This window comes from Parendozoicomonas callyspongiae (genome assembly GCF_023502345.1).
GTDB classification, from domain to species: Bacteria; Pseudomonadota; Gammaproteobacteria; order Pseudomonadales; family Endozoicomonadaceae; genus Sansalvadorimonas; species Sansalvadorimonas callyspongiae.
In genome coordinates this window covers 62509-84474 of record NZ_JAMFLX010000007.1, presented here as the reverse complement: position 1 = coordinate 84474, position 21966 = coordinate 62509, and the positions used below count along the sequence as shown (strand labels likewise).

General features: G+C 47.2%; 16 protein-coding genes, 2 tRNA genes and 1 pseudogene. 6 read left to right on the top strand and 13 right to left on the bottom strand.

Features of this window, described 5'->3' with window-relative positions; genetic code table 11:
- The first annotated feature begins 187 nt into the window (after positions 1-187).
- Positions 188-3247, top strand: a complete 3060-nt coding sequence (locus M3P05_RS06965) for a hypothetical protein (RefSeq protein ID WP_249698744.1) — start codon at positions 188-190, stop codon at positions 3245-3247.
- Between the two features lie 4 nt (positions 3248-3251).
- Here the strand turns inward: M3P05_RS06965 and ade are convergent, their stop codons facing one another.
- Positions 3252-4997 (bottom strand): adenine deaminase, encoded by a 1746-nt coding sequence (gene ade / locus M3P05_RS06960; protein ID WP_249698743.1) that lies wholly within the window; start codon positions 4995-4997, stop codon positions 3252-3254.
- Positions 4998-5177: 180 nt separating this feature from the next.
- Between ade and M3P05_RS06955 the strand changes: the two genes are divergently transcribed.
- Positions 5178-5534, top strand: a complete 357-nt coding sequence (locus M3P05_RS06955) for a helix-turn-helix domain-containing protein (RefSeq protein WP_249698742.1) — start codon at positions 5178-5180, stop codon at positions 5532-5534.
- Between the two features lie 57 nt (positions 5535-5591).
- Here the strand turns inward: M3P05_RS06955 and M3P05_RS06950 are convergent, their stop codons facing one another.
- A complete protein-coding gene (locus M3P05_RS06950; protein WP_249698741.1) occupies positions 5592-6884 on the bottom strand; it encodes a cation:proton antiporter in 1293 nt (430 codons plus the stop codon).
- 243 nt (positions 6885-7127) lie between these two features.
- Here M3P05_RS06950 and M3P05_RS06945 point away from each other — a divergent pair, with 243 nt between their 5' ends.
- The gene (locus M3P05_RS06945; protein ID WP_249698740.1) at positions 7128-8027 is read left to right on the top strand and encodes a LysR family transcriptional regulator; all 900 of its coding nucleotides are present in this window, start codon (positions 7128-7130) and stop codon (positions 8025-8027) included.
- 212 nt (positions 8028-8239) lie between these two features.
- Positions 8240-9874: a hypothetical protein gene (locus M3P05_RS06940; RefSeq protein ID WP_249698739.1), complete on the top strand. Its 1635-nt coding sequence runs from the start codon at positions 8240-8242 to the stop codon at positions 9872-9874.
- A gap of 53 nt (positions 9875-9927) precedes the next feature.
- Here M3P05_RS06940 and M3P05_RS06935 read toward each other — a convergent pair whose 3' ends face one another.
- From M3P05_RS06935 to M3P05_RS06915, 5 genes are all read right to left on the bottom strand, one after another.
- Positions 9928-10161, bottom strand: coding sequence for a thioredoxin family protein (locus M3P05_RS06935; protein WP_249698738.1), 234 nt, complete (start codon positions 10159-10161; stop codon positions 9928-9930).
- Positions 10162-10193: 32 nt separating this feature from the next.
- Positions 10194-11120, bottom strand: coding sequence for a permease (locus M3P05_RS06930; RefSeq protein WP_249698737.1), 927 nt, complete (start codon positions 11118-11120; stop codon positions 10194-10196).
- A complete protein-coding gene (locus tag M3P05_RS06925) occupies positions 11117-11629 on the bottom strand; it encodes a sigma-70 family RNA polymerase sigma factor (protein ID WP_249698736.1) in 513 nt (170 codons plus the stop codon). Before M3P05_RS06925 ends, M3P05_RS06930 begins: the two co-directional genes overlap by 4 nt.
- Before the next feature lie 123 nt (positions 11630-11752).
- Entirely contained in the window at positions 11753-12598 is an 846-nt protein-coding gene (locus M3P05_RS06920) for an AraC family transcriptional regulator (protein ID WP_249698734.1), read from the bottom strand.
- A 76-nt stretch (positions 12599-12674) separates the two neighbouring features.
- Positions 12675-13274, bottom strand: a complete 600-nt coding sequence (locus tag M3P05_RS06915) for a GNAT family N-acetyltransferase (RefSeq protein WP_249698733.1) — start codon at positions 13272-13274, stop codon at positions 12675-12677.
- A 133-nt stretch (positions 13275-13407) separates the two neighbouring features.
- Here M3P05_RS06915 and M3P05_RS06910 point away from each other — a divergent pair, with 133 nt between their 5' ends.
- Positions 13408-14067 carry an XRE family transcriptional regulator gene (locus tag M3P05_RS06910; protein WP_249698732.1) on the top strand — a complete coding sequence of 220 codons (660 nt, stop codon included), beginning with the start codon at positions 13408-13410 and terminating at the stop codon, positions 14065-14067.
- Positions 14068-14130: 63 nt separating this feature from the next.
- Here the strand turns inward: M3P05_RS06910 and M3P05_RS06905 are convergent.
- The 4 genes and pseudogenes from M3P05_RS06905 to M3P05_RS06890 form a co-directional block, all read right to left on the bottom strand.
- Positions 14131-14310 (bottom strand): annotated as a pseudogene (locus tag M3P05_RS06905) (glycine/sarcosine/betaine reductase complex selenoprotein A); the annotation flags it as partial.
- Positions 14311-14672: 362 nt separating this feature from the next.
- Positions 14673-14748 (bottom strand) — tRNA-Phe (locus tag M3P05_RS06900).
- 40 nt (positions 14749-14788) lie between these two features.
- Positions 14789-14864, bottom strand: a tRNA-Phe gene (locus M3P05_RS06895).
- Positions 14865-14989: 125 nt separating this feature from the next.
- Positions 14990-15262 (bottom strand): oxidative damage protection protein, encoded by a 273-nt coding sequence (locus M3P05_RS06890; protein ID WP_249698731.1) that lies wholly within the window; start codon positions 15260-15262, stop codon positions 14990-14992.
- Positions 15263-15419: 157 nt separating this feature from the next.
- Between M3P05_RS06890 and M3P05_RS06885 the strand changes: the two genes are divergently transcribed.
- Complete coding sequence (locus M3P05_RS06885; RefSeq protein WP_249698730.1) at positions 15420-18707, top strand: inositol phosphate phosphatase SopB; 3288 nt, start codon at positions 15420-15422, stop codon at positions 18705-18707.
- Here M3P05_RS06885 and mutY read toward each other — a convergent pair.
- Both mutY and M3P05_RS06875 read right to left on the bottom strand, forming a co-directional pair.
- Positions 18643-19710, bottom strand: a complete 1068-nt coding sequence (gene mutY / locus M3P05_RS06880) for an A/G-specific adenine glycosylase (protein WP_249698729.1) — start codon at positions 19708-19710, stop codon at positions 18643-18645. The two genes, M3P05_RS06885 and mutY, sit on opposite strands and share 65 nt — an antisense overlap.
- Positions 19711-19790: 80 nt before the next feature.
- The gene (locus tag M3P05_RS06875) at positions 19791-21869 is read right to left on the bottom strand and encodes an AsmA family protein (protein ID WP_249698728.1); all 2079 of its coding nucleotides are present in this window, start codon (positions 21867-21869) and stop codon (positions 19791-19793) included.
- Between the last annotated feature and the right edge of the window lie 97 nt (positions 21870-21966).

The following is a 21966-nucleotide window of genomic DNA, read 5'->3' as shown; positions in this document are numbered from 1 at the left end:
AAACGAAATGGTTGGTATTACTGACCATATCCCTGGGTGTCATGGTTTTATTGGAACCAGAATAGAGAATGAAAAGTCGAAGGCCTGATGTCTTTTATTATGGAGTTGCCATTCCCATCGCTTTGTGAGAACGCCCCCTAAAAAGGGACTTAACATCCTCATGAGCACTTGCAATATGGAAATGAATATGGATACAGGTGCCTCTTTTCAAAGTCGTTCTTTTTCTGGGAGAACAATAGGGTCGGCTGAAGCCCGCTTGACTTGTCAACCAAAGGGGAACAACAAGCTTCGTCGGCAAGTAAAAATAACAACAGAGCCAGACGTGTCTTTTGTGTCACTCCCCGAGGTTGCAATGCAAAGCGGGTCTTCAGGCATAACTGAACCTGTATCTGTTCTGAGCCGAAAAGCTACTGTTCTCAAGACGCAATTTTATCCGCTTATAGAACAAAAAAAAGGCGTTTTCTTCATACCTAGAGATCTCAGTGATAAAAATGGGATGCTACTGCCCCCTTCTCCTGTCATGTGTGATGCCATTGATGCTTTTCAAAAAGCGAACCTGATCAGGAAGAAAAGCAAAGTGCATAATATGGGCGTAAACCTTAAAGAGGGTACAAAACCGGTATCAGAATTCCAGGTCGTAGGTATTTATCATGGACAGCAGATTCGTTTCAGAGAAATGATCGAAGCAGAACTGGTAACTGCTGGAATTTGGAATGGAGAAGGAAAAAAGCCCCCCAGGTGGTGTGTCTGGTACTGTGACAAGAACGGCGGTCGAATTTGTTCACGTCTGCCCCATTATCAGGCGTGGAGTCGTTATGCGGGCTATACCGTAGGAAGGAGCAGGATTACTCTGGGAATTGATGCCATTGATAGCCACTTTCCAATTAGCCACATCAATTGTGCTACTGCGTCAAAAAATGCCAACATTGTTCTGCTTCCCTGCATTCATCCAGAATGGGTTGTTGGTACCCATCCCGATGGAATTGAGCTAAAACAGGATATTCCCGATGACGCTTACCAACTGATCGCGGTTGCTGACAGAAGTATCCATAGCGGAGAAGAATTACTGCTGGATTATATGCCTGACATATCCCACACAACAGAAGAGGCGGAGAAAAGGCATTACTTCTGGGGAGCTGAAAACTATTACTATCCTCGAGTCAGTGTAAATAATATCAGTATTGAATTTACATTGGGAGGAGCCCAAATACACCTGTCTCCTCTTTCAGGAAATTCTATTTGCAACATTTCCGAATTACGACAGGCTATTCAGCGCGCCTTTGATGAAGGTATGAATATTAATGATGTCGCTTCATTTCTGAAAGCGAAAGATTTTCTTAATCCACTTACTGCGCGGAACACATGGGATACTGGAGATGTTCAATATTTCTGCGAGCTTGCCAATATAAGAATGCCCGATGAAGGTTATGGACATTTGACTTACCTTTATCATTGTACTGATGAAAACAATGCTCTGGATAATAATGGCAAAAACTATCTTGAGGGTTTCCTGGAAAATTCTCTTCTGGGCACAGCTTCGCCGAAGAAAAGACCGGAATACCTCCATGAGGTAGTAACTTATATGGAAGTGATTATCAAAGCCATTGAAAAGGAGCTGTCTGAGCTTAAGAAAAAAGTGATGGATACGGTTGTTTCCGGAGAAGTTACTGAAAAAATGTCTGACCGTGAAAGACAGTTAAATCTTGTGCACAAGGAGCTGGATAGCTTCAGGGGCAAGCTTTATGTAGAAAGTGAAGCAGAGAGAAAAGCGCGCAAAAGAACGACATCAAAGGCCGCTCTTCAGAGAATCGAAGAGGCTCAGCCAATGGAAATGGAATTAATGGAGCCAGTAACAAAGCGCACCAGCCCCTTTCTGCAAGAGGCTGATAGGGAAAAAATGAATTCCGGTTCTGTTTGCAGAAAAAACTCGAATAGTTATAGGAAGAAAAGGTTCGCCAGACGTAATATGATCATGGCCAGAACCGGGCATAGCCAACAGGCTCGCTCTTCTAATCCAGAGGGTGCGCCGGTTAGGGCGCTTGACCACCTTAAAGCTGCGTCTGTCTCATCAAATGCAAGTAGCGAACATTATGCGAAAGCTTGTGTAAGATACTATCAACAAGGGAAGGGTGTACTGGGAGATAAAATAAAACATTTGCGTAAAACTGACCTGCCTTTGCCTACCTACGGAGCGATCGAATATAAGGAAGGAATGAGCTGGCAGGTTGAGCATGCAAGATACCTGATTTGGAAATTTACTGAAAGCGAGCAGGAAAGAAATGAGATTCTACTGGGCACGAATACTTTTCTGTCTATGCTCGCCTTACTTGACTCTGGGCATCCTGATTTTGAAGTAATGCTAAAGAATCACCTGTGGTTTGAATTAAAAATTTCAGGTCCGGGCATTTACATGGGGTCAGAGGAAAAAAGGAATAAGGTGATCGATATAAAAGTAAATCGTATTAATCGATGCACAAACAAGTCAAAGTGGGAATCAAAAATAAAAATTATTCCCAGATTGCAAAAAAAGCTGCAGACAGATTCCTGGGGCAGTGAGGCGATACGCTACATGTTGAGAGCTGATAATGTTTATGTGATCAGCCACGGAAAAAATCGCTTATATATGAGGGAAATACTGGACAACCTATCGGATATGGAACCTGGTAACGATTTGTATAACACATTGCTGATGGGGCTCTTTGAGGCTATTAACTTCAAATTGCGCAAGAGCCACTATTCCAAGATCATAAAAGACAATGAAAAACTGGCTATTCAACTGCCTGACATTACAGGGTTGTCACTCCATAATAACAAAGTATCCGAGGCTTCCATGTTACTTTGGGTGCTGGTAAACCAGGGGGGATTTGAAAAAGTTCCCTACAGTTCTGTCACAAAAAACAGTTTATATACTGCTCTTAGTTTGATAGAAGACCCTGACAGGCATCTGATAAGCTGGAAACAGATTGTTTCTGTTATTGCCTGCCATACTCCTGGTCGCTCCTTCAAAAGGAGCCTTAATAAACACGAAAACATACCGATGGCAAAAGGGTTCGATTTGGAGGAGATTTATAAAAAAAGAGATGAACTGCCAGCGGTGATATTCAAGGATTACGTTGCGCGCCCTAATCCTCCGGAATCCCAAAAGAGGGCTCACGGAATTTGCCGAAGAGCCCCCAAGGTTAAACGAACATGTGATTCAGATTCTGAAAGTGGATCTGATTTTGAGTCTGAATCTGAATGGCTATGAAATATTACAATGCCGTTTCAACAAAAGAAAAACTGTTCACATCAAACAAACCATTAGCAGTTAACTTCAGCTCCGGAATAACCGGCAGAGTCATGAATACCAGAGTCATAATGGGCTGGATTTCCGGATTGATCTTCAACTCGTTAGTCGCTATGCCCAGAAGTGTATGCATATATTCAGCAACTTCTGCAGCAGGTTTATCAGACATCAGTCCACCAATAGGGAGTGGAAGGTTGCCAAGAACCTTGCCGTTCTTACAGATGCTGATGCCGCCGCCAATAGCTTCAATATCCCTGATAGCGGCAATCATATCGGCGTCGTTATCGCCAGCTACCACGATATTGTGGGAGTCATGGGCGATTGAAGTTGCCACGGCACCATTGACTATGCCGTAGTTGGCTAGAATGCCCAGGCCAATATTGCCTGTTGCTTTATGGCGTTCGACAACAGCAAGCTTGGTAAGTCCGGGGTTCAGTTTGGGGTCAAACAGCCCTTTGGAATTCGCTTTCACCTTGCCTGAGGTTGAGCCGGTTACCACTGAGCCGGGGTTTACCTGGATCATTCGGGCTTCGCCGGAAGGAACTGACAGAGCAAGGTCTGCCTTATCAATCGGAGCAATATTAACGGTCTGGGTTACGCTGCTGCTGATAAAGTCAGGGAAATCCACCAATAACTTACCGTCTCGGGCGACTTCATCACCACTGGTGAAAACATGGCGGGTATTAAATTCTTCCAGGTTATCCACAATCACCAGGTCAGCATCGTACCCTGGCGCAACTGCACCCTTACCCTTCAGGTTGTAACACTCTGCAGAGTTCAGGGTGGCAATGGTAATAGCCAGCATGGGATCAAGCCCAAGCTCAACAGCCATACGCAGGTTACTGTTGATATGGCCATTGTGAAGAATATCGGCAGGCTCGCGGTCATCCGTGCAGAACAGGCAACGGCGGGCGTTTGCCGGAGTGACACCATGAATCAGGTTGGGAAGATCGCGGCAGGCAGAGCCTAAACGAATCTGCACATACATACCCTGACGGATACGCTCATGCATCTCCTGGATAGTCGAACACTCATGGTCGGTCTTGATGCCCGAGAGAACATAGGCTGTCAGATCCTGGCCAGTTAAACCGGGGCTGTGACCATCGGCAACTTTATCATGCTGGTGGGCCAGGTTGACCTTATCCACCATATCCTTTGAAGCGTTGATCACACCAACAAAATCCATCACCTCGCCAACACCGCCAACACGAGGGTGGTTGATCAGTGTGGCTAGATCCTTGGCTGAAAGGCTTGCCCCGGACTTTTCAAAAGGAGTTGCCGGAACACAGGATGGCAGCATGATATTTACGTTCAGAGGAAGGTTCTCTGAGGCTTCCAGCATATAACGTATGCCTTCCAGTCCGCAGACATTGGCGATTTCATGAGGGTCGGCGATAACGGATGTGGTGCCATGGGGCAGAACGCAACGGGCGAACTGCGAGGGAATAACCGCTGATGACTCAATATGAACATGGGCATCAATCAGGCCGGGGATAACAATGCCGCCGCCAGCATCAATGCGCTTCTCGGCGTTGTGAAGTGCAGCTTCGTGGCCAACGGCAATGACTTTTCCATCCCCCAGGGCGACCGGGCCCTCGATCATGGTCTGGGAAAAAACATCGACTACACGACAGTTGCATATCAGTGTATCCACAGGGATACGTCCAGTTGCCATATCTATTTTATGGGCGAGAGAATCCCTGTTAATCATGGCGTAACCTTCTTGAGAAACCGGTGATTTTTCGATTGTCTCCCTTTTGCCCTTTCCAAAACATGGCAGAAGTCAGCTTGATTGATGATTTTTGCGTTTTTTTTGCTTCAGACCAAATTTTTCAGGCACATCTCTGGGTAATGTCTGCATGTTGAGATACACACTTCAGGGGCAGGACGCATGGGTTATAAGCAGCTGACCGAGAAAGACAGGGTCTTGATCTGGTCTTTGCGGCGGGAAAGGAAAAGTCAGGCAGAAATTGCCCGTATTCTCGGGTGTCATCGCAGTACTATCGGGAGGGAGCTTAAGAGGAACAGCAGCCTCAGTGGCTATGACGCACACTATGCCCAGATTCAGGCTTCAGAAAGGAAGCGCCATCAGGGTGTTGAGTCTGCTGAAGATTACCAGGGGCTGATTAATATGCTGAAGAATATGAATTGGTCCCCTGAGAAGCAGAAAGAGTTTCTGCTTCGACATCATCCTGAACATCAGAAAATGATCTCAAAGCTAATGGAGACTAAGTCAAAACCTGAGTAGTGTCGTCATCTGCCTGCCTGCAGGAGTTTGATACAAAGATGAGAGTAAGTGAAAGGTCTACACAGACTGTGCGCTTACCTGCTTGGGTGCTTCCTCTTCATCGCCTGCAAGACGGAAGTGATGCAGAAGCTGACCGGTGGTTGTACCTTGCATCAGCAGGGTAACCAGAATCATGGCCAGAACCATCTCAAAAATCAGTTCACGGCCCGGCATACCCTCAGGCAGTGCCAGCATCAGAGCAATAGGAACTGCACCACGCAGACCACCCCAGAACATAACGGTCTGCATACCTTTATTGATATGTTCTGCCATTCCCAACTTGTTGCTGACGGGAACCAGGCCATAAATAATCACGGCACGTGCAGCAATAACCACAAAAGCAGTCACGGTCAGAATAGGCAGAATATGGAACAGGTGATTCAGGTTCTCGAACAGCTTGTTCTCGGTCATACCCATCATCAGGAAGATAAAGCTGTTGGCGACAAAGGTCGCGTATTCCCAGAAGATGTTGATGTTTTCCCAGCGACGCTCGTCCATGATTCTGTGACGGTTCAGGCTGACAATAATACCGGCCACCAGAACAGCCATAACGCCGGACAGATGCAGGAAGTGATCAGCAATAATAAACGTCATGTAGGCCATGATGATCATCTGGGTACGCTGGGCGAAGCGGTCCTGACGGGAGAACTTCAGCAACAGAACCATAGCCAGACCCATGAAACCACCAAACAGCACGCCACCAAAGAAGGTGAAAACGAACTGGCCAAGTGCGCCCCACAAATCTGCAGAAGCCAAAGTTGCCCCGGAACCAACCATGCCAACCAACACGGTGAACAGCACGATAGCGGTAGCATCGTTAAACAGGCTTTCACCATCCATCAGCAGAGTCAGGCGCTTGTTTGCTTTCAGTTCTTTGAACAGGGCGATAACAGCAACAGGGTCAGTTGCTGAAATCAGTGCGCCAAAGATCAGGGCAGCACCCAGTGGCAGAATATCCAGGCTGTACAGGGATGCAGCGATAATAATGGCAGAGATCAGAACACCAAGAACAGCCAGTAACATTATGGGAGCCAGGTTCTTTAGCAGCATCTTCGCATCAATGTTAATTGCTGCCTCAAAGATCAGGGTTGGCAGAATAACGTAGAGGATCAGATCTGAACTCAGAGTAACCGTATTCAAAGCGGCCAGAGTTGGAAACCACTCTGTCAAAGCGCTCAGGGCTATACCGACAACCAGCAGGCCAACGGTATAGGGCACCCGTAGCAGGCGAAACAGAGACGCAGATATTGTTGCGGTGAACAGCAAGCCAAAGAAAAGAAACAATGGCTCGAGCACTAATTCATTAGGCATAATGGTCGATCTCGAACAAAATCCTCAATGGCTGCTTGAAGTACTCGGTCATGTGGAAACATAAACTTCAGACTCAATCTACAGGCCGCTCAGCCGTGCCGCAGCTCCAGTCACATAGCCTTGCTATGCTCTTTGCGCTGCAACCCAGCTGTGCAACCTGTTTATTGGCCTGAAATAGACGTTTACACATGACCGAGTACTTGTTCAGCCATTGAAGACTCTTAGGTTGTACGGATGTAATTTATGACTGGCTCCGGCCTGGAAGAACTACGGATATTCATTACCGTTGTCCGTGAACAGGGGTTCGCAGCTGCTGGAAGGTATCTCAACCTACCGCCTTCAACAGTCAGCAGGAAAGTGACCCTTCTGGAAGAACGGCTTAACTGCCGCCTGCTGGAAAGAACCACTCGCCGCTTGCGGCTGACTGATGCCGGAAGGGAATACTTCCAGCACTGTGCATCTGCTCTTGATTTGATCGACGATGCCTCGCGTGAGCTTCAGCAAAGTAATCGTTACCCTCGAGGTCTTTTGCGTATCTGTGCGCCGGCAAACCTTGCCGGTTCCTATCTGGCACCTTGTCTTGCTCTATTTATGGAACAGTGGCCAGATATTCGGTTTGATGTTCAGCTGAACAACAACCCGCCATCGTTTCTTGATCAAACGATAGATGTCGCATTCATTGGTGGCGAACTGCCGGAATCCGATCTGATTGCCCAGCCTCTTGGTGTACTGCATTTCGGTCTCTTTGCCAGTGAGCAGTACCTTCAGAAGCATGGCTATCCCCAACACCCTGATGACCTTGCCGGTCACTCTCTTATTACCTGCTGGCCTTTGCGCGAATGGCGCCTTAAGACCGACACCGGAAACAAAATCACCCTGCACCCACGTGCACGTATGCACGTCGATGGCATGTCAACAGCTCTTCGAGTTGCCCGGGAAGGGCTTGGTATTGTTAACCTGCCTGCCTCTTATATTGCGCTGGAGCAGGGTGATGACACTTTCGTGCCTGTGTTGCCGGATTGGCATGGAGCGAAGCGAAAAATCAGTATCGTTTACCGGTCCAGGGAATTACTGCCCCAGAGGGTAAGACTGTTCATAGATTTTATCCGCGAGCAGATGCAGAAGCTGATGAACCAGTCGTGAACAGGGTCTAGTGTACGAGCTGAATCCCCGGCGATAAATCCCCACACCTTCAATAGACAGGCTGGATTATTCCAGAATTGTGGGGAATTTCGGCTATGTGAATAGAATTACCGGAAAAGACTTATGCCTTTGGTGGTAGTTTGTGCGAATGATTCTTCTATAAATACCCCTCAGAAAAATAATGAATCGTATTAAGATGGGGGAACATCTATATGTATGGCCTGGTCCGTCTGATCGCCATTCCTGTTTTAATTTGGATATTTCCATGTTTCTCGGCTGCTGACAGCCGCAGTGATGAAGCTTCTCAATCGCTGAATAGGCCTGTTACCAGTGAGGCTTCTGGCTGGCTTCCTTTCTACTCCTCAGACCAGGGAATCGTTGTTTTTATTGGAAAAAACGCCGTTGTTCTGGAGGGTGTTCGGGGAGATGAATTCAAATGGCTGGTTTCGCAGCTGGGAATTAAAGCCGTTGCCCAGGTGTTATATAACGCAGCCGCAATCTCTTTTTATAACAATGGTAACCGGTGGCTGGGGGGCAACCTTTATCATGCCTTCCAGATGGTTGGGGAAGGTATTTTGCCACAGGCTCTGATGTATGGAGCTCTCTTTCGTGAGGCGTGGAAAAGTTACTGGGAAGCAGGCATATGGGCAATTTTTGCTGGCCAGATTCCCGAACAGGCCATCCTTCAAAACAAAAATAATGTCTTTGGGCTGGCTGCTTTAGCAGGAATCTTTCGGGGATTGAGCTTTGCCAAAGATCAACTGTCTCCTAATGAAACCGGCAAGCTGGCTATTGCTTTGAAAGGGCCGGAAGCGGCAAACCTGTTGATTCAGGTTGATTTTGATTCAGTTGATTCAACAGATAGCAGTCGATTAATAATCAGCAGGATTCTCGGATCACCAGTGGAAAATTCCCGTCATTCAGAGTTTTCAGCTTTGGCCTGGGTGATGGAGAAAAATCATATCAACAGCCTGACCGTTGATGTTTCTTCTGCAGGTTTTACTGTTTCATTTATTAATTCGGACGGCGTCCCTGTATCGGCAAGGTTTGCTGCCGAAGGTGTTGGCAAAGAGTGGCTGATTAAACTGGTTAAAAAACGGGCACCAGTTTCTGACTGGGACAGGCAACAGTCGGTGCTGTCTCCTAAAGCCATTCAGACACTGGCTGGCTGGATTCAATATTCAGCAGGATCCGGCCACTTCTCCCATGGTGAAGTTTCTACTCTGACAAGCGGTGAAACAGGACATGATTACCAGGTTTCGCTGCACAGCCATAAAGGTTTTTCTCATGTGGAGGCAGGCAGCGACAATATTGTAAAGCTGGGTGGAAAATACCGGTTGGCGATGCCCGTAAGCCTGATTGCATCTGCGCCTGAGTTACAGATTTCCAGAAGAGGAGAGGACGATTATGGGCAATATCGTGTTCCTCGGCGGATAAATCATCTGCTCCTAGTCACAGCATCTTCCGCAGGGAATTTGGCTGTGAGCAAAGGAATAAACTTTATTACGGAAAAGGTCAGGTCTCCTGGGTGGAAACTGGAACAGTTGCTGGACAATCTTGCTGAACATGGCGGAAACGCTCAATACCGTCGATACAGCGAGATGTATGCCCATCAGGATGAAGTGGCGAGAGCTTATCAGGCACTGAACTTACAGGATGACTGTTCGATTGATGACGTGAATCGTACCCTGCTTGGTTTGACTGCGGATGATCAGACTAAGAGTGCGGGTGAGTTCTTAAGGTGGTTTGTACCCAAACGTGGGGATGTCACCATCATTAATGACCAATCCAGATTTGTTGATCGCAAGATGTATGAGCAGTTTAAGGATTATGCTTCCCGCCCGTGATGAATGATTGATAGCAGGGGGAAATACCACCCTGCTATCAGTCTTGCCCTGCATCAGGCCAGGAAGGTTTCCACCTGTTCCTTGCTGGGAACGGAGCCGGAATGTACCAGCTTGCCATCAATGCCAACAGCCGGTGTGCTGACAACACCGGCATTCATAATGGCTTCCAGATCCTTCACTTTGTTGATCTTGATCTCATAGCCTTTTTCCTGGCCAACTGCCTTAATCAACTCTGCAGTGACTGTGCAGTTTTTGCAGCCGGAGCCATAAACATTAACTTCTTTCATTATTACTTCCTCTTTCAAGCAGCCATGAGTGCTCAAAAAGTCATGGCATTAAAGAACCAGCCCAACAAGCAGAAGGCTGTGAGCAGATATGCTGCCATCCAGGCTAATAACCGGTAGCTCATAACCTGTTTGAGCATCATAAATTCGGGAAGGCTGACCACGACGGCACTCATACAGAACGCCAGAGTGGTTCCCAGAGGGACACCTTTGGTCAGCAGGCTGTTCATAATCGGGATAATGGATGTTGAGTTCACATACATGGGAATAGCCATCAGGGACGCAACCGGCACAGACCACCACTGGCCTGCACCCAGGTGATCATGAACCCATGATTCAGGAATAAATCCGTGGATAAAAGCACCAATACCTACGCCGATAATGACCCACTTCCAGATGCGCTTGAAAATGGTGACAGCTTCATCTTTGGCAAACTCATGGCGCTCCTGGAGTGACATGGCTATATTTTCATAGCTGATGTCTTCGGCAGGCCCTGATTCCAGGTAGCGCTTGGCAAGAAAAGGAACAAGCCATCGTTCAGCCTTAAACAAATCAATAAGAAATCCGCCGAGTATGCCCACTGACATACCGATAATGACGTACATAACCGTAAACTTGATCCCTAGCAGGGAGCCAAGAAGAACCACGGCTATTTCATTGATCATGGGAGAGGTCAGCAGGAAAGCCATGGTGACCCCAAGAGGAATACGCGCAGAAACGAAACCCATAAACAGAGGGATAGAGCTGCAGGAACAGAAAGGTGTTATTGCTCCAAATGTTGATCCCAGAAAGTAACCTGCGTATCTGTTTTTGTCGTGCAGGTAATAACGAACCTTTTCAGGATTTAACCCGGCTCTCACCAAAGCAATGGCGTAAATAAGCAGACTGAGAAGAAAAAGAATCTTGGTTGTGTCTTCTACGAAAAAGTGAAAACCCTCGGCAGCTCTGGTGCCGGGAGTCATGCTGAACAGGGAATAGGTGACCCAGTCAGCCAGAAGTGTGACCTAGTTACCATACCGGAGCGAAGTTTCTGGCGCGCACGCTGAATCCGGGACTTGACCGCAGGTAAGGCTAGCCCCTTGTCTTCGGCATAATCGACTTGGCTCATGCCGTTAATATCGCAGCTCTCAATAATATCCCTGTCCTGGTCATCCAACTCCGACATAACGCGGAACAGGCAGGTCTGCAGCTCAAGAATCAGTGGGCTGTTTTCTTTTGAAAGAGGGTAGTTGAGTATGTCATCAAGGCTGGATGAGGTTTCCAGCTTCGGCTTTCTGTGGGTATCAATAACTGTGTTTCTGGCAATTTTGAAGAGCCAGCTTTTCGCATGAGATAAAGTGCAAAATCGCTCTTTATCTTTCAGAGCCTTCAGAAAAATGTCCTGCAGAATATCTTCTGCCTGATCATTGTCACCTGTCGTTTTAATTAACCAGTTTTTCAGGGCCTGTTCGTTATTACGCCAGGCCCGCATCAGGCATTCCAAACTCGACTCCGGTTTTCTTTCTCTCAACAAGAAAATACTTTATCTCCACCTGCTGAAAGTCCATTTGATTGGAGTCAACAATTTTAAACCTCAGGTATCTCTCTTCACAATTTATTTGATAGGTATGTAGACTTCTGTACGCAGGTTTTCTGGCTTTGTACGGCGTGGGTCGCGATTCATATGTTCCATAAAGCAGGGTTGATCACGCAGCTTCTTGCCACTTTCCGGCAGCCATTGAGTAAAGAAGGCAGAGAAGCTTTCTGTCATTTGCTCATAAGGCCCCTTATGGGTGAAGCGAGCATAACGGCCACCAGGAATAGTCTGTTTCTGCAGATCGCCAATATCAAGATCACCAGAATCAATATCCAGACAGGCGTCGTAACGCAGCTGCTCTGGTGAGGTCACCGTAGGATCGTCATGGGAAATGCCAAATGAACGGATGTCCTTGTTCATCAGGCGGTTACCGTAAGCAAATGACATCAGACGTTGCCAGGCGCGGCTGGCGGCGTCGCTGTACTGGCCGGTTTCACGAGCACTGATAACGGCGATATCGTCAATTTCAACAATGCGGGCTTTCATATTTTGATTCTCTTTAAGCATCGGCAAAGGTGTTGGCGGCAGAGACAGACGACGACTGCGTACTTCACTGGGAGTGCAGTTGAATTGATTTCTGAACGCCTTGTTAAACGCTGAAGAGGAGTCATAACCACAATCAAGAGCGATATCAGTCACAGTTTTTTCACCGTATCGTAAGTGAACAACAGCTCTTTCAAGCAGCAGGCGCTTGCGGTAGGCATAAACGCTTTCCCCGATAAACGCCCGAAATACCCTGTGAAAGTGATACTCGGAATAACAGGCAATGGAAGCCAGCTGGGCAATATTGATATCGCTATCCAGATTCTGCTCAATACAAGCAAGCACGGATTGCATCTGCTCGATATGTCGATTGCCTGCCATGTTTCACCTCAACGTTTGTATGGCTTAATTGTATTGAGATACTGGATGTACCCGCTTTTCCATTTCTGCGAATTTGCTAATCGATAACGAAGCGCATAATTGGCCGTTTTTCAGAGCGTCGAAGCACCTCCTGAAAGCCGGCGTTTCGGTAGGCTGAAGCTAAACCGTTGAAGGCGAAGACTGGTGGAACTTTCTTGGCTTCAGTTTTGGGCTCAACGGCATAAGCTTCAACAATACTGCCGCCCTGGTCTTTCACATGGCGTATTGCTGCTTCAATAAGCTGTGTTGAAACACCAATATTTCGGCAGGTTTTATCCACAAACAGGCAGACGATTGACCATACTTTCTGGTTATCTACAGGCTTGAAGATGCGGGAGTTTTCCAGCCGGAGAAATTCTTCTCTTGGAGAGACTGAGCACCATCCAACAGGCTTGTTATCGTGAAAAGCAAGAATGCCGGGAATACGACCGGAGTCGACCATATTCTTGATTGCGACTCGGTTGCTTTCACCTTTTCCCGTTTCATAGTCCTTGTTCTTTAGCCTCCACCACATGCACCAGCAGCCACCGCAAGCGCCGCGTTCACCAAACAACTGCTCGAATGCAGCCCATGTTTCTGGTGTTAAAGGTTTAAACGTAAGTGCCGGGAGTTCGGAATGGTCGGCGTTAATGCTCATTGCCGGATGTCTCACAGATTCAGGAGAAAGGTAAATCTTATGAAGGTGTTTGAAGGGAAGTACAGAGCAGTTTTTATTTTGTTCCCGTATACTGACCGCCTTTCTTCCAAGCAGTATTCAGAGTTCAGTTTTCATGGCCAGTGCTTTTGCCCGTCGTTTCCAGCTTATCGTTGACCAGTTAGCTCAGGGTAATAAGAAGCAGTTTGCAGAGCAAACCGGAAAGTCCGCTTCCCATATCTATAAAATCTGTCGTGGTGCAAGCCGTCCATCCATGGCCTATCTCGAATCTCTATATGAAGAGTTTAAGGTTGACCTGAACTGGTTGCTGACAGGCGAACAGAGTGAAGGTAGCCAGCCAACGGGTAGTGCACCTGATAAAGAACTGGTTTATGCCCCGATGTTTGATGTTCAGGCCAGTGCTGGCTTCGGTTCGGCTGTACTGGCAGAAGATATCAGCGACTATTTTGCTTTTACCCGTACATTTCTTTCCCGTCAGCTGGGTGTATCTGGAGAGAGCCTGGCGTTTGTCAGCATTCGCGGTGACAGCATGCTGCCAACCCTGCAGGACAGTGACCAAGTGCTGGTGGATACAACACGTAAGACTGTTCAGCATGAAGGGTTGTACCTGATCCATACCGAAGATGGTCTGATGGCCAAAAGACTGAAACCCGGCAAGGAGGAAGTAAAGGTCATCAGTGATAACCCGGAATATCCAGGCTGGGCAATTTCAGGGCTGGATCACGAGACTAATCAAGTAGTTGGCAAGATCGTATGGTGCGCCCGTTCCATGTAAAGCAGATAACTTGTTCCCACACCAGGGCGCAGGAACAAGAAAGTTGTCGCGGGCTGACGGGAGTTAGCGGAACTGAGTCATCTCAGCTGCAATCTCTTCAACCGGAAGTACCATTTCCATCATGCCGACTTGTTTTTCGTACACTTCGGAATCAACGACTTCTTTTACGGCTTCTTCGGTAATGTGGTAGACGGAGAGTCCCAACTGGACTCCGGCTAACGGACCGGCAAAAGTCGGATCACCAGCAAATGTTTCTACCAGTGAAGTGGATAATCAGTCAGTCGCCCTGTTCATCCATGACTGCATTGTGAAATTTTGAGTCAAAGGCGGTAATAGTCAGGTTCACTGAATTTGACGGGGAAAATTGCGTTCTGAACAAGGGTACCAATGTACAGTTGGCAGTTGCAGTGGGAATCTGTACGAAGAACTGTGGTGGATTAGGTAGGGTTAGCCGTTGTTTTCTTATCATGGCTATAACTGTGAAAGTTACCCTTAACAACTTTGGGGGGAAGACAAGAAATGCAGTGATATAAAAACTGCTGGAAATATAAAGCTTACCTGGAATGAAAAAAGCTCGAAGCCGTTAAGCTTCGAGCTTTTAAATATGGTGCCTAGGGACAGAATCGAACTGCCGACACGCGGATTTTCAATCCGCTGCTCTACCAACTGAGCTACCCAGGCTTGGCTTGCGCCTAAATTTTGTCTTACTGCAGGAAATAGATGGTGCCTAGGGACAGAATCGAACTGCCGACACGCGGATTTTCAATCCGCTGCTCTACCAACTGAGCTACCCAGGCACTGCAGCAAGTGCGGGCGTATTAAACTGTTTTAGTCAGACAGAGTCAACACCCGCGCGGCAGTTTTAGGGGATAATGCCGATGTCTGCCACCCTGAAAGGGATTTTTCAGGGCGAATCAAAGGGTTATTTATTTTCTGGAACGTATCCTTCTGCCTGATCGTAGCTTTCGCCTTTCAGGAATTTCTCCATCTGCTCGGCCAGATATTTACGTGCTTCCGGTTCGATCAGACTCAGGTGCTTTTCATTAATCAGGCGGGTCTGGTGCTGCAGCCACATCTGCCAGGCTTCCTGGGAGACGTTTTCAAACAACCACTGTCCCTTTGGGCCGGGCATTGGGGGAATTGTCAGGCCTTCAGCTTCTCTGCCCAGTTTGATGCAGTTAACTTTGCGGGACATGGCACTACTCCGATTAAATCTAGAAATGCAGGAATTCCGGGAATATTACTCGCTTACGGGCTGGCTGAGAATGTTGTTAGAGGTAACCAGCCTGTTTAGTGAGAAAAAACTCCTGAGTTGTCAGATATAGGAGGCACTCAGGCAGGAACAAAGCAAAATGGCATCTGCAGTAGATAAACCTTTTCAGAGCCCGGTTAGCCAGACTGGAGGCTCATATCGCCCACCGATAGCTCCCAAGCCAGTTAAAGATCCTGTAACAGGGCGCTTTGTTTCATCCGAAAAATATAAAGGAGAGCCTGATTTTCTTCCGGGCGCTTCCTCTCAGGTTCAGGGCACATCACTCAAAGAAAGAAGAGCGACTCTGTCACAACAGGAACGCCCAAAGCCCAAGCCTTCGCGGCCGGCTCCGCCGCCACCTGTGGATGCTGAACATCGAAGAAGGAGAATGACACTGTCTCTGCCAACCAAACCAGCAGTGAAGGTTTCGGGAGGCAAAACTGAATTGGACAGACTTCTGGAAAAGAGAGTTGAATCACCTGATCTGGAGATAGACGACTCCACTACTCCACCTTTCTCACTATCACAAACAATACCAAGAGCTGCTCCCATTTCTATATCTGGGAGACATTCTCTGCCAAGATCACCAAATCTGGATGAAAGTGAGTTGTTAGAAGGGCGAGAGTTTTCACAGAGAATGAGTGATGTTGAGAAACAACTGACTCGCAGTGGAATGCCCAGGCCAGGTCAGGCCAAATCCATATCTCCATCTCTTCTGGCTTCAATGAAGGCCAAAAGAACTTTTCCGTGGTCTTCCTCCCCATCGCCACACTCTGAGAAAAGGCCATGGTTTCCCAAAGGACTTTTCAAAGAAAAATCAGAACAGAAGGAAAGAAAGTTAAAGCTAAATCACCATGAAGAAAAAATCGTTGCTGAGATGAAAGGAGAACTCAAACTTCCAAAGACGGGGCTGGTTATTGAGCTTATTCAGGGGCTGAACGATCAGGATTATGGAAGTGGATACGACACTGTTTCTATAAGCTCAAGTGAAGCATCAGTTTCTGGTGGAAGCCTTACAGATGTGTTTGAGCTCAGCCGTAGTTCCTCCTCTTTATCCAGTGCTTATGTCCCAAGTGATGTGCAGATTTGCACACTAAGAAACTCAAGGCTGGCTTCTATCCTGGATTTTGAAAATCCAAGCTCTCCCATTTGCAAGGCCATTGAACTTCAGTGGAAGGTCAAACCATTATCACTGTCTCTCTGGGAACAGGATCGAATCAGTGCTTACTGTCTTCGTATGTTGCGGATTGGCAGTTCCATATCTGGAAATGACGAAGACGTGTGTGCCCAGTTTTGTGGCTTTCTTTTGGAATATAAGACGATGTTCCATTCGATGATGCCGCACACCTGCAAGGTCTTGTGTTTAGTTCCTCCTGTATGGAGGCATGATTTTGTCAATGTGCTTACCAGTGATGATGATTTTCTTAATGCATATCCCAGTGGAATCGTTACACCCTCACTAGGCGGTGACCTGATTCGGTTATTACATCAGGCAGAGAAGGTTCTTATCGGTGCGGCGGCTGATCTGGGAACATTTTATAACTTGTCTTATATAGAAACAGCTTCACAAATTCATGGTCTTCATCGAGATCTGAAAGTGCTCAGGGAGAGTCTGAGAACCGATATTTCTATTGATGACAGCCTGGGGTATTTCGAAGCTTTGGAAAAGGATATACAGGCACTGGAAGCGAAGCTTGAAAAAGCGGCAAAAGCTTTTGAAGCTTTGCGGGGTAATGATTTCAGGAATGAAGGCAACTGGAATAAATGTCTAAGGATTATGGTCAAGGCAGCAGGAAAAGCTGTTAGTCATGATAATCCAGCCGTGGCAGTGGAAGCTGTTGATGCAATAGACCTATGGAAAAAAGAGCAGAAACCTCACGTCGAGGGGGCAATGATGGTCAGGGAGATAGATTCCTGTGAAAAGGCTCTGATGCTCATATTAAAGGGGTTCGGTACGACAGAAAAAACCTATGAGCGTATGAGACTTGAAGCGATTCGCCAGACTCCTGCCGAGGAAGAAACAAAGTCTTTGATGTATCTCTTTGATGGTGAATACCACGGAATTGAAATCTCGCATAAACCCCCAGCCTGCTTCCGACTGAATGTACGTGGCGTTTGTGGAGAGGCAGATCCCTGTGGTCATGATGGAGTCGTCATCCCTTCATGTTTGCGTGATGCGGAGCATGCTGTGAATTCAACAGTGACCACTGTTAAATGCGGCGAAGAAGTAGTGCTGAAAGAAGTTCGTATTGGTGTTCCATACGCCTTTGCCATTTCAAAAAGATCTGAAAGAAAGCGTGTTACAAAAATTCGGATGGATGAAATGCTTCTGATCTGCGGTCTGGCATTTCATAAGCAAGAGATGGAGGAAGCATTTAATACGCCAGACAAGTGTGTAGATCTGCCAATATTCTATAACTGCCTTTTAAGTCCCGATATTCTTCGTGGAGCATTCTCAAGTATTCCCAGTGTTGATGATGAAAAACTATGGTGTGAAAAAGTTTTCAGAAAGCTGAACAGGCTCAATCATCAGGTGGTTGAGCTGTCTGTCAGAAGTAGCGATGGAACGGCGGGCAAAATCAAAGTAAAGCCTGATATTTTTATGTTTGTATGCCCCTGTAACCAGCTGGCATTCTCCAAAAAGCTGCAGTTTGCGCGAACATGGGTTAATGCTGATGAGTACAATAAGCAAACCTTTGAGAGGTTATTTGGTACTCTCGATCCTGATACTTCGATGACGCCAAACAGCTTTGTTCAGCAGTTTCTGGATAGAAACCAGGAAACTCTTGACCCGGTAGTACGTCAGGAAATTGAGGAGCTGTCCCATCTGTTGCGCCACATGTTTTCAAAAAATCTGCACCATGATTTGATGGAACAGCCATTTATATTCCCCAATGCCATCAGCGAACTTGGACGGATGCTGCAAATGTGTATTGCCAGTGGTTGTAAAAGTGCCAAAGATCGCACCGGAAATAATGAACGCTGTAATATTGATTTCGCCCTTCGCCTGTACCTTATTCGTCTTAGCCTGATAGCCAGGCTGAAAGAAAAGTATGGTGACGATTATCAGCATGTGGCAGGACGTGCAATAGAACAGATTATCCCACCCATTGACCGACGCATGACTGCTGAAGATTTTTACAATACAGCAATGCTGCTGCTGTGCTCAGGGCAGCTGGAAAACACAATCAACTGCCTTGGCAAAGCAGGATTCAAAATTCCGGATTACATTCTGGGAATAGTCAGTGGTCTTTATCCATTGGTAGACCTTTATCTGAGCCCGATAAAGGTTCCAGTCACCGACTCCAGTAAAGCTGTTGTCTCTATATGCTCTTCTGGAGTCGCAAAAGAAGGTTTTTCACCGGGGCAGGCAATCCCAAGTCCGTGACCTTATCCATTGGACACCATGCCTGCTGATCGCCATCGGCAATAGATGAGGGCTGGGTATCAACAAAACCCTTTACCGGTTCAATATCGAGATGATAATGGCTGAAGGTATGTCGGAAGCTGTCCCATGTTTCTGCATCAGACAGCTGCATACCAAGCGTGCTTTCAACTGTTTCCACCAACTCTTCAGCGGCATCAATTTCAGGAAAACTCCATAGCCCTCCCCAGATGCCTGCTGGTGGACGCTTCTCCAGAAGAACCTCTCCATGCTGGTTGATAATCATCAGCATGCAGGTCTGCCTTTCTGGCAACACTTTTTTGGGTTTGGACTCCGGAAATCTGGTTTCTTTGCCCATCATATGAGCTTCACACCAGTTTGAGATCGGGCAATTTGAACAGTCAGGCTTGCTTCGAGTACAGAGGGTTGCACCCATATCCATCATGGCCTGTGTCCAGGCAGGCAGACGTGTTTCAGGCGTATATCTCTCTGAAAGATCCCATAACTCTTTGGCGACTGAAGACTTACCCGGCCAGCCACTCACCGCATGGAGACGGCATAAAACCCGCTTCACATTTCCATCGAGGATGGGAGCCCGGATTTCCATGCTGATACTGGCTATAGCCCCAGCTGTTGAACGGCCTACTCCAGGGAGCTTCTGCAGACCAACCAGATTATTTGGAAACTCTCCATCGAAATCATTAACGACCATCTGTGCCGCTTTATGGAGGTTTCGGGCACGACTGTAATACCCAAGCCCACTCCACAGATGGAGTACGGCATCAACTTCAGCGGCAGCCAAATCAGCAACAGTGGGAAACTTTTCAGTAAACCTTTCAAAGTAAGGGATAACTGCAACAACAGTGGTTTGCTGGAGCATCACTTCACTTAGCCAGACCCGGTAAGGGTTAATATTGTGCTGCCAGGGCAGGGTTTTGCGACCATGTTCGTCATACCAGTCAAGAATGGCTTGCTGAATTTGCTGAAGGTCGGAACTATCTGGCATTCATTGTCTGCTGTTTAGGGTATTGGAATAAAAAACAGGCTCCCTCCAGGAAGCCTGTTTGACGCTAGTTTGCTTGAGAATTACTTCTTTTTAAACAGGTCTTTCAGAGAGCCGCCAAGCTTTTCTTCCAGTTTTTTGCGGATCTTGTCTTTGGCTTCCTGCTCAAGAATTTTGCCAATGGTTTTGCCAAGACGCTGCTCATCAACTCCGCAAAGACCGCTTTCGCCAAGCCTGCCTTTACAGCGCAGAGGCCAGGATATGTCGGCATACTTCTCATTGATCCGGCAGGCTGACTCTTCTTCAGAAGCGGTATCGCCGGTAATGGTGAGACCAAGGTGATAATCCATGGTCTGGTTAACCAGATTAACTTCTCCATCACCTTTCAGATTGAGCTGATCAAGAGCGGCCGTCAGATCACGGTTGCGGGCAACGCCATCAATGATTTTGACGCTGCCTTTTAAAGCCTTGAACTCAGTTTTGTCAGGCCAGTCGGTTTTGGTCAATTTTTCTTTACGAACCTGGGCGACCAGACCGCAGACTGACTTATTAAAGTTGGTTCCAAGGAGTGCCCCATCAACAAGGCTGAAGTCGACTTCACCATTCAGGCTACGGGTAATCTGATTCTGGGTCAGACCATGGCCAACAACTTTCAGATCAGCATTGGTTTTGCCGGTAATTTTTTTCAAATCGACAATCTGTGCCGACAGGGCTTCGAGATTGATGGCCTTGATATCTGCTCGGGCAGAAACCCTTGGGCGCTTGGCCAGCAGGCCACTGACATCAACACCGGCAGCAGCATCAATCACACCTTTATAGAAGCCAGCATTCAGTTTGGTGACTTGGGCATTGCCATTCGCTGCTTTCACTTCCAGCGTTGGTTTTTCAAACAGCAGCCCTTTTACTGTCAAAGAGTTCAGCTGTGCAGAACCTTTGATATTCAGGCTTTTGATCGTATCAACCGGGATAATGACTTCATCCCCGGTTGAGGCTGGAGAAGTGCTGCCAGATGGTTTTCCTGATGCGTTGCCAGAAGTTTGTGCAGGTTTATCTGCTGCCTGTTGATCAGCTGTTGCGATCGGAAGATATGGGTCAACAATCAGATCATTACCGGTAATGTTGAAGGCAATGGCCTGTTTTTTGAGGTCAGTGACTGCAATTGTTCCATTCAGACTGAAATCATCAAATGATGCAGATACCTTGTTCAGATCAACCCGATTCCCTTTTTTGGTAAACGTTGTTCCCAGGCTGACTTTACGCAAAACCTTATCCCCACCGGACAGAGCTGGAACAGGGAGTTTCAGCTGTTGCATAAGAAGGGCAAGATCCAGTGGATTGACTTTGATATCCCCTGAAATATCACTTCCCTTAACCACTGCATGACCTCTAAGTGCAAGGGTTTCCGGATTGCTGACATTAAGAGGTGTGACCGAGAGCTTTAGGTTTTCTGCCTTATACATGGCGTTGGCGCTGTCTGGTGTGATCATACCTTCCAGGGAAATACCTGTAGCGATGACAGGGTTAGTGTTCTTCAAATTGAAAGAAGAGCTGAGCTGGAATGGCTGACCCGGGCGAACGGCTCCAGTCTCAAGGCGGGCATCAGTAATAGAGACTGTGCGCTTGGCCGGGATATCCCGGTAAGTCACATTAAGGTCTGTAATGGCAATGGCAGAGATATCAAACTCCGGCAGGCTGCCAGAGGATTTTTCTTCCTGTGCAGAAGGTGAAGGCGTTGGTGATGTTTGCGTAGGTACCTGTGCTGTTTCCTGCTTTTTGGCAGGTTCCCAGTTGGCTTGCCCCTGAGCATTAACTTCCATATCAAGAGACAGCCCTTTCAGTTCCAGCTTTGAAACTTTGACTTTGCGGCTTAATAGAGGCAGGAGTTTTACTTCAACGGCAGCATACTGAAGGCTGCCCAGTTTTTTCTGGTGCGTGTCATCAATCTGCAGATCATTCAGGCTCAGGCCCAGCCATGGGAAAACCGACCAGCCAATCTCTCCATTAATAGAGAGAGTCATTCCCGTTTCATCTTTCACCAGGGCAGAGATGTCATCGCGGTAGTCATTAGGATCAATAACCTGTGGCAGAACAATAGCTGCAAGCACAATCAGAATTACCAGAGCAGCAATAATGCCGCCCACCCATTTGACTAAACCTTTCATCCTGTTAGCTCCCTGATTTCCGTTTACAGGTGATAGTCCCGTTCGGAGATTATATCTTTTTTTCTGTTAACCAGATCCTGCAGTTTTTGTAAGACCG